This window comes from Marinomonas pontica (genome assembly GCF_026191375.1).
GTDB lineage: Bacteria > Pseudomonadota > Gammaproteobacteria > Pseudomonadales > Marinomonadaceae > Marinomonas > Marinomonas pontica.
In genome coordinates this window covers 1-13,076 of record NZ_JAODTL010000020.1, presented here as the reverse complement: position 1 = coordinate 13,076, position 13,076 = coordinate 1, and the positions used below count along the sequence as shown (strand labels likewise).

At 45.9% G+C, this 13,076-nt stretch carries 11 protein-coding genes and 2 pseudogenes; 5 read left to right on the top strand and 8 right to left on the bottom strand.

Translation table 11 applies throughout. The features are described from left to right. Window positions 1–693: PAS domain-containing protein (locus N5P32_RS03025; protein ID WP_265727707.1), on the bottom strand; the 693-nt coding region annotated here is incomplete at its 3' end. Between the two features lie 209 nt (window positions 694–902). Continuing rightward, entirely contained in the window at window positions 903–1,853 is a 951-nt protein-coding gene (locus N5P32_RS03020) for a LysR family transcriptional regulator (RefSeq protein WP_265727706.1), read from the bottom strand. Between the two features lie 166 nt (window positions 1,854–2,019). Here N5P32_RS03020 and N5P32_RS03015 point away from each other — a divergent pair, with 166 nt between their 5' ends. Next, window positions 2,020–3,435 (top strand): acetyl-CoA carboxylase biotin carboxylase subunit, encoded by a 1,416-nt coding sequence (locus N5P32_RS03015; RefSeq protein ID WP_265727705.1) that lies wholly within the window; start codon window positions 2,020–2,022, stop codon window positions 3,433–3,435. A 17-nt stretch (window positions 3,436–3,452) separates the two neighbouring features. Beyond that, window positions 3,453–5,261 carry a sodium-extruding oxaloacetate decarboxylase subunit alpha gene (gene oadA / locus N5P32_RS03010; protein ID WP_265727704.1) on the top strand — a complete coding sequence of 603 codons (1,809 nt, stop codon included), beginning with the start codon at window positions 3,453–3,455 and terminating at the stop codon, window positions 5,259–5,261. A gap of 57 nt (window positions 5,262–5,318) precedes the next feature. On the opposite strand, the gene N5P32_RS03005 is transcribed toward oadA, so the two are convergent. From N5P32_RS03005 to N5P32_RS02980, 6 genes and pseudogenes are all read right to left on the bottom strand, one after another. Then, on the bottom strand, window positions 5,319–6,140 hold the full coding sequence (locus tag N5P32_RS03005) for a sugar phosphate isomerase/epimerase family protein (protein WP_265727703.1): 822 nt from the start codon (window positions 6,138–6,140) through the stop codon (window positions 5,319–5,321). A 1-nt stretch (window position 6,141) separates the two neighbouring features. Next, window positions 6,142–6,897 (bottom strand): hypothetical protein, encoded by a 756-nt coding sequence (locus N5P32_RS03000; protein ID WP_265727702.1) that lies wholly within the window; start codon window positions 6,895–6,897, stop codon window positions 6,142–6,144. Window positions 6,898–7,085: 188 nt separating this feature from the next. Beyond that, window positions 7,086–8,070, bottom strand: a pseudogene (locus N5P32_RS02995) (aldo/keto reductase). Between the two features lie 76 nt (window positions 8,071–8,146). Next, complete coding sequence (locus N5P32_RS02990) at window positions 8,147–8,809, bottom strand: Gfo/Idh/MocA family protein (RefSeq protein ID WP_265727701.1); 663 nt, start codon at window positions 8,807–8,809, stop codon at window positions 8,147–8,149. After that, complete coding sequence (locus N5P32_RS18325; RefSeq protein ID WP_265727700.1) at window positions 8,802–9,095, bottom strand: Gfo/Idh/MocA family protein; 294 nt, start codon at window positions 9,093–9,095, stop codon at window positions 8,802–8,804. The genes N5P32_RS02990 and N5P32_RS18325 overlap by 8 nt, the downstream gene beginning before the upstream one ends. 147 nt (window positions 9,096–9,242) lie before the next feature. Continuing rightward, window positions 9,243–10,456: pseudogene (locus N5P32_RS02980) on the bottom strand (LysR family transcriptional regulator). Window positions 10,457–10,708: 252 nt separating this feature from the next. Here N5P32_RS02980 and N5P32_RS02975 point away from each other — a divergent pair. From N5P32_RS02975 to N5P32_RS02965, 3 genes are all read left to right on the top strand, one after another. After that, entirely contained in the window at window positions 10,709–11,056 is a 348-nt protein-coding gene (locus tag N5P32_RS02975) for a protocatechuate 4,5-dioxygenase subunit alpha (RefSeq protein ID WP_265727699.1), read from the top strand. Further along, a complete protein-coding gene (locus tag N5P32_RS02970) occupies window positions 11,056–11,883 on the top strand; it encodes a class III extradiol dioxygenase family protein (protein ID WP_265727698.1) in 828 nt (275 codons plus the stop codon). Before N5P32_RS02975 ends, N5P32_RS02970 begins: the two co-directional genes overlap by 1 nt. A 211-nt stretch (window positions 11,884–12,094) precedes the next feature. Then, a complete protein-coding gene (locus N5P32_RS02965) occupies window positions 12,095–12,949 on the top strand; it encodes a shikimate dehydrogenase family protein (protein ID WP_265727697.1) in 855 nt (284 codons plus the stop codon). Window positions 12,950–13,076 lie beyond the last annotated feature (127 nt).

Sequence of the window (13,076 nt, the reverse complement as noted above, 5' to 3'; positions counted from 1 at the left end):
AACATTTTGTCCTTGTTTATTGATTCGTTTAAATTGGCCTGTTTTAAATTCACCACTAGCCAGCTCTGCCCAAAATCTTGGGTTTTCTTGATAAAATTCTGGTGGGCAAAATTGACGGTGATGTTTGTTGGTTATTTCGCTTACCGATTTGTAGCCCATGGTGTTAACGAAATTGTTGTTGGCGGTAATAACTGTGCCATCAGGTAAAAATTCGATTATCGCAGAGGATCGATCTATTGCTTTGAAAATAGAGTTTTGACTGTCTGCTGCCATCTTATTTTGGGTTACGTTAGTGGCAATTTTAATGACTTTAACGACTTTTCCTTCTACTTCAACAGGAAAGTAAGTGGCTTCTAGCCAAATATCTGAGCCGTCTTTGTGTTTGCGTAATACGGTGCCTTCTTTGCTTTTTCCGGCGGCTAAATCAGACCAAAAATGACTGTAATCTGGGCTTGAAGTTACTTTGCTTGGGCACAGCATCGCGTGTTTTTGCCCTGCAATTTCTTCTAAACCATAGCCTACTGTGCTGAGGAATAATGAATTGGCGTCAATGATGGTGCCATCAGGTAAAAAGCTAATGGTCGCACAGAATTTTTCCATGGCATTAATGAGGGCTTTGTCTTCTTGATAAGAAGCCGCTGCCTCAATCGCTTTAATGTTTGCGCTTGTTTTATCTTTTTTTGTGAAAAACATGGTGATTCCTCGATCGGGATCTTCAATAAGCCAACTTATTCCTTGTCGTTGTTTGTTTGATTGTCAAAATTTAGTCGATTTTGTGCTTTTTTAATGTTGATGATTTGTTGTATACGTGTGAGGTGTGTGAGCGGTGTATGTGTTTACGTAACCGTTTGCGAAAGTATTTGGAATGAAAGGTTGTATTTGTGTGCAGTAGAAAAGGCGGATTATGGCTCCGCCATTCTTGCAAAGGTTTTCTCAAATTGACCGATATTTTGCTGGATATAGTCGATAAATGACCGCATTGTTGGGGTTGGATGACGACCCTGTGGGTGGATTAAGCACCACGATCGGCGAAGGGGAAAGTCTTTGATCGGCACTTCGACTAAGGAGCCAAGAGCCAGTTCAGACAGAATGCCTAGTTTGGGCAAGACGGCAACCCCCAACCCTGAAATCACGGCGTGCTTGATGGCGTCGTTAGAGCCAATTTCCATTTCCGCTTGTAAGCGAATACGTTGTTTTTGACAGTGAAGTTCCAATGCCAGACGGCTGCCCGAACCGGGCTCTCTTAATAATAGATGTTGGTCTAAAAACGCACTTAACGTGATGTCTGGTGTTTTTAAAATAGGGTGGTTTTTGGGCACGACTGCGATCAGTTCATTGTTTAAAAACGGTATGCTAAACATGGGTTTATCGTTTGGTACCATGCCCATGATCGCAAGTTCATCGTGGTTCTCATTAAGCCGTTCAATGGCGGCGGCTCGATTCATGACGCTGACTTTAACTGTGACATTAGGGTGCAGGCTGGTATAGGCACGAAGTAGGTATGGCACCACATACTGCGCTGTGCTCACCGCCACTAAGTTTAGCTCGCCAGATATCAATCCAGTTTCTTGAGATAGATCGTCTTGAAAGCACTGTATTTCATCGAATATGGCATGAATGCATTTTGCCAAACGTTTGGCTGTAGCAGTGCTGTATAGCTGTCGACCAACGTATTCAAACAGTGGCTTTTCCAGTGCCTGCTCAAGCTGTCGTATTTGGTTGCTGACGGCGGGTTGACTGAGCCCCAGCATGTCACCAGCTCGGCTGTAGCTGTTTAGCTCATACACGCTTTTAAACACTTGTAATTGTCTAAATGTCAGTCTATTGACTAAAGTTTGAACGCTTTGAGGCATTGTTTTTGTTTCCTCTTAACTTTTTAGCTCGCTTTTATCTATAAGACTCTTATCCATAAGGTATAGGTTATACATAACCATCGTAATATCAATTTTTACTTTGGTTAATCTTTGAGTAGTCTGCTAAGTGTTCAATAGAAATGCTTCAACAATAAAGGAGTGACTCATGTTAAAAAAAGTGTTGATCGCTAACCGAGGTGAAATTGCGGTTCGTATCATTCGCGCTTGTTCAGAGGCTGGGATTCGCTCTGTTGCTATATTTACGGAACCGGATCGATACGCATTGCATGTAAAACGTGCCGACGAGTCGTACTCGTTGGGCGAAGATCCTCTTGCCGGTTATTTAGACCCGTTGCGTCTTGTCAACTTAGCCATAGAAACGGGTTGTGATGCGATTCACCCAGGTTATGGCTTTTTGTCAGAAAATGCCCATTTTGCGGAATTGTGTGAGCAAAAAGGCGTTACCTTCATCGGCCCTCATTCGTCTGTTATCCATAAAATGGGTGATAAAACCCAAGCCCGCGACAGCATGCGTGCCGCGGGAATTCCCATCACTCCAGGCTCAGAAGGCAATTTAGCCAATCTTGAAGAAGCCTTGGCATTGGCTGGGAAAGTAGGGTATCCGGTGATGATTAAGGCCACGTCAGGTGGTGGCGGTCGAGGTATTCGACGCTGTGACACACCAGAAGAATTAACTTCGCAATATCCTCGAGTTATCTCGGAAGCGACCAAAGCCTTTGGTTCCGCAGAGGTGTTTTTGGAAAAATGCATCGTTGACCCTTGTCACATCGAAGTCCAAGTATTGGCCGACTCTCAAGGCAATGCGATCCACTTGTATGAGCGCGATTGCTCGATTCAGCGTCGTAACCAAAAACTGATCGAAATTGCGCCAAGCCCACAACTCACTCCAGAACAGCGCCAGTACATTTGCGACCTCGCCGTACGCGCCGCCAAAGCGGTGGGTTATGAGAACGCAGGCACAGTGGAGTTTTTATTGTCAGGCAATGAAGTGTATTTCATGGAAATGAATACGCGGGTGCAGGTGGAGCATACGATTACCGAGCAAATTACAGGTGTTGATATTGTTCGTGAACAGCTTCGTATCGCGGCTGGTTCGCCGCTCAGCTTCCGCCAAGAAGACATCAGTTATCGTGGTTATGCGATGCAATTTCGAATTAATGCGGAAGATCCTAAAAACGACTTTCTGCCAAGCTTTGGGCGTATTACTCACTACTACGCGCCGGGTGGTCCGGGTGTTCGTGTGGATACGGCGATTTACACAGGTTATGAGATCCCACCTTATTTTGATTCCATGTGTTTGAAGCTGGTGGTGTGGGCATTGACTTGGGATGAAATGGTTGCGCGTGGTCGTCGGGCTATTGACGATATGCGTTTGCATGGCATTAAAACCACGGCCAACTATTATCAGCAAATTCTAAAGCATCCAGATTTTATTAAGGGCGAGTTCAACACGGGATTCGTTCCAGCGCACCCTGAATTATTAAATTATTCTGTTAGACGCCACCCAAGTGACATCGCTTTGGTGTTGGCAGCCGCTATTGCAGCGCACGTTGGTCGATAATCCGCAGGAGGAAGAAAATGAGTCAAGTTAAACAAAAAATAGAAGTGACAGATGTTACCTTGCGTGATGCTCACCAATCGCTTATTGCCACTCGTATGCGAACGGAAGACATGCTGCCGATTTGTGAGAAGCTCGATCAAGTGGGCTTTTGGTCTTTAGAGGTGTGGGGCGGTGCGACCTTTGATGCTTGCGTGCGCTTTTTGAAAGAAGACCCTTGGGAGCGTTTACGCCAACTGCGTGCTGCTTTGCCAAATACCCGTTTGCAAATGTTATTGCGTGGCCAAAATCTACTGGGTTATCGCCATTATGCTGACGATGTTGTGGAAGCTTTTGTGCAAAAGGCCGCCGACAACGGCATCGATGTTTTCCGTGTGTTTGATGCGCTAAATGATTTGCGCAATATTGAAACAGCCATGAAAGCGGTAAAAAAAGCCGGTAAGCATGCGCAAGGTACGATTTGTTATACGACCAGCCCAGTGCATACCCCAGCCTTGTTTGTCGAGCAAGCTAAAGCCATGCAAGCCATGGGCGCAGATTCCATTGCCATTAAAGACATGGCTGGTTTGTTAACACCCTATACGACGTATGACTTGGTGAAAGCCATCAAAGAAGCGGTTGATTTACCTTTGGTAGTACACAGCCATTCAACCTCAGGTTTGGCGCCTTTGTGCCAGCTTAAAGCGATCGAAGCGGGTGCCGATCGTATTGATACGGCGATTTCATCCTTTGCCAGCGGAACCAGTCACCCAGCGACGGAAACTCAAGTAGCGGCATTAAAAGACACAGATTACGACACCGGCTTGGACTTGACCTTGTTGTCCGAGATTGCCGATTACTTCCGTGATGTGCGCAAAAAGTACCATCAATTTGAAAGTGAATTTACTCGTGAAGATGTATCTGTGCAGGTAAATCAAGTGCCGGGCGGCATGATGTCCAACTTGGCGAATCAGTTAAAAGAGCAAAATGCGTTAGACAAAATTCGTGACGTGTTTGCTGAAATCCCTCGTGTTCGAGCTGACTTAGGTTATCCGCCGTTGGTGACACCAACCTCGCAAATTGTGGGAACGCAGGCGGTGTATAACGTGCTGGCGGGGCAGCGTTATAAAACCATTACCAATGAAGTGAAACGCTATTTGTTGGGTGGTTATGGTCAGCCGCCCGCGGCAGTAAATGCGGATGTGCAGAAAAAAGCCGTAGGCAATGAAGCGGTTAATGACGCTCGCCCTGCAGATTCGTTGTCGCCAGAGCTTTATAAACTGCGCAATGAAATCGGTGAGTTAGCGAAATCAGAAGAAGACGTACTGACTTATGCTATGTTCCCTGAATTAGGTCGTGAATTCTTACAGCAACGTGCTGACGGAACCTTGGTTCCAGAAGTCTTGCTACCGCCAGAACAAGCGAGTCAAAGTGCAGCCGCAGGAGGCTTGGCTACCGAGTTTAAGATTGATGTGCATGGTGAAGTCTACAACGTGGAAATCACCGGCGTGGGTGACTTTGGGGTTGGTAAGCGCAAACTTTACCTGTCTTTAGATGGCATGCCAGAAGAAGTGGTATTCGAATCGCTGAATGAATACGTTGCGGAGGGTGGCGCAGGTCGAGCGCGTGCCACAGAGCCGGGTCACGTTAGTGCGGCGATGCCGGGCAATATCATTGATGTGCTTGTTCAAGAAGGCGATGCCGTGACGGCAGGTCAAGCCGTACTCGTAACGGAAGCCATGAAGATGGAAACCGAAGTCCACGCCAATGTGTCTGGAACGGTTAAAGGTGTTTTCGTTAAGAAAGGCGACCGTGTCACACCGGGTGAACTGTTGATTGAGATCGCTTAATTGACATGACATTGAAAGCGCCTTTTCATAAAGGCGCTTTTTTTGCATTTTTCTGAGTTATAGAACGTCTTGGCAACGAGCTTGGAAGGCCTTTAGCTTTTCGATTAATTCGTTGGTTTCTTGTGATTGGTATTGAGGGTGGTTGGCCTGAATGGAGTAGTGGCCACGATAGCCTTTTTTATGCAGGTGTTCCATCACACTCAAAATACTGCTTTCGTAATACCCATCGCCCGGAATCAGACGTTTATGGTGATATGTCTCTATTTGATCTTCGAGTGAATAGGTCATGCTGCTATTGAAGTCTGAACATTGCACGAGAAAAATACTGTCGGTTGGAAGGGTTTCAAGTGCATCGATATCTTCCGACTCACTGAGAAAATGAAACGTATCAATCACCAAGCCAAAGTTGGGGCTGTTGACGTCGTTACAAAGTGCGGCCGCGGCTTGGTAACTGCCAATGTAAGGCGACCAAGGCAACGCTTTTAGTGCAATTTTAATACGATAGGGAATCGCTAAATTGGCCAAAGCGCGAAGGTCGGCCAAGATTTGCTGATTGTCGATGTTTTTGGAACGGATGGTCGGCGGTGTAACAACCAATAAACGACAATGTAATTGCGCGAGTGTTTTTAAATAATTGCGCGCCAAATCCATATCGTATTCGTGGATATGGTTGGTGTTTCCACCAAACTCTCGCAAACTGGAGGCGCTGCTGATTTGAATGTTGTGACGTTTTGTCAGCGCTGCGATGTGTTCGATATCGCGTCTGTCTGCCCCAAAGTCTTTATGTGTCAAATCAATGTGAAGAAATCCATGCTGAGCCAATTCATGGAATCTGCTGTCTAATGTGATGGGTAATAAGTTAGCCGCAACCGTAAGCATGTTATACGACCTCTATGGCAAAGGCGCGATCATCACTGGCCAGTGTTTGCTGCAACGCGGGATGGTGTTCGCCTGCCTTAAAGGTGACGTTACTGAAGAATTCGTTGTCATGCTGTGTCGCGGCCATCTCGACAAAACGAAGGCGTGCAGAGTGTTGTCCGGGCAATTGTAAACACTGCGAATCGACGGCTTGGAAGCCAAATAATCGTTCAAAAAACGTTACCCAAGTGGCGGCTCGGTCTGGATCAACTTGGACGGTAAACTCTTCATAGTGGTCTAATGTATGCGACACATGCGCATTTTCTGTGGCGGCGATTTTTTTGAAATCAATGTCATACACGCTGAGATCATCACGCACTTGATCCACCAAATAAATTAATGTGCCGCCAACGCTTTCGATGCCAGGAATGTTCACTTCCATAGGGCCAGAATGGTTTGAAGAATCCCACGCGCCGCGTTTGATTAGTTCGGCGTGAGCCGCGGAGGCGTCATCACATTTAAATGCCAGCGCAAAAAGCGCAATTCCCATATCGGCGACATACGCCTGTAATGCAGGATCTTGGGAGCAGTTTATGATGATTTTTAACTGGTTCTGCCGAAATAAGAAGACATCTTTGCGGCGATGTTTGGCCGACAGTGTGAACCCCAGTTGATTCAATAATGGCGTCACACTGTCTAACGAGGGCGCCACTATTTCGATAAATTCGATGCCTAGTAAGTTTGCAGTAGACAACGGTTCGATGCCATTTTGACCCATAATATGATCCAGAAAAAGATGAATAATGCTTAGCACATCTTATGAACGCGCTAATGTATAACTCTTTTAACATATAAGCAGGATGGCGGGTGCGCAAATAAAAAGTGCGATTTAGGTATGAAGAAATGATCCAATCGAATCGCTAAAAAATTATAGATTCGATTGGATGGTCGTTATCGAAGGAAGCGTTAGCTAAATTCTTCGGTGTCTATTTCCGCTTGTTGCGCGGCGGTATAGCGTGTTCCATGCACATTATTTTGGTTGATCATTTCGTCTAGCAAACGGACTTGTTTGGCATCCAGTGTTAACTGCCCAGCGTCAAAGTTGTCTTTCATGTGATTGACCGAACGCGTGCCTGGGATAGAGATAATGTTGCTGTCTTTTGCTGTGAGCCAAGCCAAAGCCAATTGAGCTGGAGTGCAGCCAATGTCTTTCGCGAGATTGAAGTAATCATTCAGCAAGGCTAGATTATTCGGGTAATGTTCTGCGTTAAAGCGTGGCATATTGTTACGAATGTCTTTGGCTTCTAAATCGGTAATGTCTTTTAGTGTGCCGGTTAAAAAGCCACGAGCCAAAGGACTGAAAGCCACAAACGTAATGCCTAGTTGTTTGCAGGTTTCCAGTACGGCAATTTCTGGATTGCGCGTCCACAAAGAATATTCCGACTGGATGGCGGTTATTGGGTGCTCGTTATGGGCGCGAGTTAAGGTTTCCGCTGAGACTTCAGACAAACCGACCGCGCCAATTTTGCCTTCTTTTACCAAGTCGCCCAATGCCCCTGCGCTTTCTTCGATAGGTACATTGAAATCCAAACGATGCAAATAATATAAGTCGATGTGATCCGTTTGTAGGCGTTTTAAGCTGTCTTCACATTGCTTGCGAATGTTTTTCGGGTCGACCGTTGATCTCCTTTTTGCCATCTACCATGGCCATGCCGCATTTGCTGGCAAGGAAAAAATCATCACGGCGATCTTTCAGGGCTTTGCCGACCAAAAGCTCATTATTACCACCGCCATAAAGTGTGGCCGTGTCAAAGTGTCGGTAGCCCATCTCGAATGCCTGATGGAGTGCCTCAATGGCCTGCTCTTCGGCCACGGGCGAGCCGTAAGCGTGAGATAAATTCATACAGCCTAGGCCGATATTTGGGTTGGTCAGATGTGGATGTTTTGACATAAAAAAATCCTTAATAAAAACAGGGAGCCGAAGCTCCCTGTTTGTGTTTTATCGTAGTATTTCGAGAGCGTCGAACTTAAGCGTCTAGGCATTCTTCTAAACGATGCAAGGTTTCCATTGCTTCAATCGCTTGCGTTACACACGAGTTTGGCGCGCGACCTTCTTGGATAGCGGCAATGAATTCACGATCTTGCAGCTCAATGCCGTTATTTGAAACAGCAACACCAGTTAGGTCGATTTTGTTGTCGTTACCATCGAACAAGTCGTCGTAGCGCGCTAGGTAAGTGCCATTGTCGCAGATGTAACGGAAGAATGTACCAAATGGGCCGTCATTGTTAAATGACAAAGACAAGGTGCAAATTGCGCCATTAGGCACTTTCATGCCAATGCTCATGTCCATTGCAATGCCAAGCTCTGGGTGAATTGGGCCTTGAAGTGCTTGTACCTTGCTGGCCGTTTCGCCTGTTTGGTACTGGAATAAATCGACAGTGTGGCAAGCGTGGTGCCATAGCAAATGGTCAGTCCACGAGCGTGCTTGACCAAGGGCGTTTTTGTTTGAGCGGCGGAAGAAGTAGGTTTGCACGTCCATTTGTTGAACGTTTAATTCGCCTGCCATGATTTTGTTGTGAATCCACTGGTGTGACGGGTTGAAACGGCGAGTGTGTCCAGCCATAGCAACAAGATTGGTCTTTTTGTGAACTTCAACGACTTTGCGCGCGTCTTCAATGGTGTCAGCCATTGGAATTTCGAGACATGACGTGTTTGCCCGCTTCTAGGCACTGGATAGTTTGCGCTGCGTGCATTTGAGTTGGAGTAGCTAAGATAACCGCGTCCACGTCGTCACGAGCCAAACTTTCAGCCAGGTCGGTTGTGTAATGTGGAACGCCACGTTCTTCTGCGAAGGCTTTGATAGCATCGATTTTAGTGCCAACGACAGAAACGACCTCAGCGCCTTCAATTGCCGCAATGGCATCCATGTGTTTCATGCCGAAAGCGCCTGATGCGCCTGCGATACAAATTCTCATTAGTCTACTCCTAAAAGTGCGAGTGTTTATTGTGAGGGCGAGTCGCCCGAGTCTTATATTAGCCACAAATCTAGCATTCGACATCTAATGGGGATAATCAATAAACCGCATTAGCTATTCATTTTATGCAATGCCTCATTTTTTTACTTACCTGAAGTGCTCGGAAATTTCTCTCAATAAACTCAGAAAATGCGATTGCGTTACCGTTGGAAGCCAGCTTTTACGGACACAAAGGCCAATAGGACGGCGGGTGTGGTCCAATGGGAAATTGAGTACATTGAGTAATTCAATATTAATTTCACGCTCGACTTGATGCGCTGAAATTAATGTAAGTCGGTCGCTTTCGATGAGGAGTTCTCGAATAAGAATTTGAGAACTGGATTCAACCAATCGTGTGGGTAAGGCAACCTTAGCGTCGTGAAAGATGTCTTCAAAGGCTTGCCGAGTCGGTGTGCCTTTGGCGGGAACCACCCAAGCAAACTGGGCTAGTTCTTCGGCGCTAATATGGCGTTTGTTCGTCAATGGGTGTCCTTTACGAGCGACCACCGACAAGGGGGAGCCCATAGTTCTTCTTGAACCACATCGTCAGCCGGTGTTGGATGACGTAATGCTCCGAGTATGATGTCGATGTCGCCTTGGCGCAGGTGATGAAGTAAGTCGGCGTAGGGGCCTTCAGTGACGTTGATGTTGACGTCTGGGTGGCGCTCGTTAAATTGCAATATGGATTTTGGCAAGATGGTCATACGCGCCAGAGGCATACTACCAATGGTGATCATACTGACGTCTTTGCTTTGTAGGGCGTTGATCTCATAAATGCCTTGACGTAATTCACTAAACGCCAATTTGGTGGCTTTGGATAATGTCTGTGCGGCTTTGGTCGCGCTGGTGCCAAGGCTGTTTTTTTCGAATAACACCACACCCAGCAGACGTTCTAGATCCCGTGCGGCACGATGAACGGACGATTGCGACACGGCCAAATTACGGCTGGCAATACTGAAGTTTTGGGCTTCACATACCGCGATGAGTGCTCGTAATTGGGTGGTGCTGATCAGCGCGATGAGATTCTTTGGCGTACGTTCTTTTTGGGTGTTGTCTTTAACAATATCGAGGGTTGCCGCATGGATGTGATCTATCGCTCGACTGACTCGTTTTTGCCACACTTCACCCGCTGCGGTGGGGTACATTCCGTCAGAGTGACGTTCGAACAGCGGCGCGCCGAGCAAGCCTTCGAGCTTTGCAATGGCTTGGGTAATCGCGGGCTGAGACAAGAAGATGTGTTCAGACGCTCGGGTGATGCTTTTTAACTCAGCCACAGCAAGAAATACGCGCAAGTGTCGTAAGTTGGGTATCGCAATCTCCATATGACCTCCTGTTTTTTTTAAACTATATCAAAAATGAATATCAAAGAAATCAAAATGAAGGATTAATTGCCTGTTTTTTCCTATATATGGCCATTTTTTTCACGGTTGATAAATATATTAAAATGAATGCGTTCTATTTTTTAAATGTATAAAAATAGATTTAGGTCAAGGATTGTACAAGGTGTTTGTTTTTATACTCGCTGCTAATGAACGTCAGTTCTGTTAAGTACTTTGACTTTTTGTGAGGAAAAAATGAATCAGCTTGGTCCCATTCCGGGCAATATCCTGTTTGATGGCCCCATGGCTACGAAAGGGTATCCCTTAAATAAAATGTGTTATTCGTTCAATAAGGCGGATGCTCGAGCGGCTTTTCTAGCAGATGAAGAAGCCTATTATGACACCTTTGGGTTAACAGAGGATCAGAAGGTGGCGGTCAGAAACCGCGATGTTATTGCCATGTTGGAAGCGGGGGGCAGTATTTATTATCTCGCTAAATTTGCCGGCATATTGGGGTTGAATGTGCAGGATGTTGGTGGATTACAAACCGGCATGTCGACTGACGAGTTTAAAGCGTTTTTAGTGAAGCAGGGAGAAATATAATGGCGAAAATATTGGGCGGTATTGCAACGTCACACATTCCTGCTATTGGCGTGGCGATGGATAAAGGGCTTGAGCAAACACCGTATTGGAAATCGTTTTTTGACGCGTATCCACCGGTTCGCGAATGGCTGTATGCACAGGAAGCGGATGTTGCGGTAATTTTTTACAACGATCATGGATTGGAGTTTTTCCATGACCGTAAGCCAACGTTTGCGATTGGTGCTGCGGCACAGTATGAGAATGCCGATGAAGGTTGGGGGATTGCCGAAATTCCACCGGTGACGGGTGAGACGGAGCTGTCTTGGCATATTGTGAATGAATTGGTGGAAAACGAGTTCGACATTACGGTGTGCCAAGAGATGAAGGTCGATCATGGCTTAACTGTACCATTAACCTTGATGTGGCCAGGGCACAAATACGGTCACATTAAAGTCATTCCAGTCGCCATCAATTGTGAACGTCACCCCATGCCAAAGCCAAGCCGCTGCTTTGACTTTGGTAAGGCCATTGGTGATGCCATTCGTTCTTATGCTGGGGATCAGAAAGTGGTTGTGTTTGGCACGGGTGGTTTATCGCATCAATTGGATGGTCAACGAGCGGGTTTTATTAATAAGCCGTTCGATTCATATTGTATGGATAAAATAGTAGATGAACCTGAAGAACTAACGAAGTTGAGTAATTATGACTTAGTTGAAAAAGCCGGTTCTCAGGGCGTAGAGCTGAATATGTGGTTGGCGATGCGTGGCGCTTTGCAGGGCAAGCTGACTGAACTTCATCGCAGTTATCATTTGCCTATTTCGAACACGGGGCTGGCTTGCAATTGTTAGCCACAACCGATGCTATTTAAAACAGGGCTTTATCAATTTGTCATGCTGATATAATTTTTCCAATCAAAATACATGTCAAATTGTCATACAACAAAACGCGAGTTTTGGTATACGCTTTCATTATCAAGGATAAAGGAAGCGTTTTTTTTCTTTATCGCTCAATTTTTGTTGTTATGACATTCTTTTTTGGAATACGTTGGAGGCAATTACAATGTTACATCTCGGTCTTATTGGTCAGGCGATTGCCGCTTCGCGCTCTCCTTCTTTGCATATGATGTTAGGCGAGCTAAAAAACTTGCCAGTGGATTATCAATTGCAAGTGCCTGAAGACGATAGTGCTGCCTCGTTTAATGCGAAATTGGCCGAAATTCGCTCTTTAGGTTTTGTGGGAACGAACGTCACTTTTCCTTATAAACAAATTGCTATCGACAGTGCAGACGAAGTGAATGACGCGGTAAAAAAAGTCGGTGCAAGCAATACGCTTTTATTAAAAGGCGGCAAGGTGTGCGCGTTTAATACCGATTACACGGGATTTATTCGTGGCTATAAGGGTCGTGTTGGCGATTTGCCTGCAGGTAAAGTTTTGATGATCGGTGCGGGCGGTGTGGGCCGCGCGATTGGTTTTGCTTTATTTGAAGTTGGCGCGACAGAGTTGTTGGTGTCTGACCTAAGTGAGCGCAGCGCGCAATCTCTAGTCGATGCAATCAACGACGCGGGTTATAAAGCGCGTGTCGTTGCAAAAGAAGACATCGCCACAGCGGCGGCCGAAGTCGACGGTTTGGTAAACTGTACCCCAGTAGGCCATATCAAAAGCCCTGGAATGCCATTAGCGGCTGAGTTTATTGAAAATCAAAAATGGGCATTTGATGCGGTTTATACGCCGATGGACACTGAATTTTTGATAGAAGCCAACAAAAAAGGCTTACAAATAGTCTCCGGTTTTGATTTATTCTTTTACCAAGGAATCGATGCGTTCGAAATTTTCACGGGTGAAGTCGTGACGGATGTAAAACCAGTGTGGGATCAGTTTCGTGAAAAATACGATGTCGTTAGTTCATTGATCTAGAGATTGTTGGCAAGCGAATAAACCCATAGAATGAGTGAAAAAAGACGCCTAATGGCGTCTTTTAGTTTGGGTATTACTATAAAAACGCCATGACCCTGAGATTTTTCTATGATTAACCCAGATGACC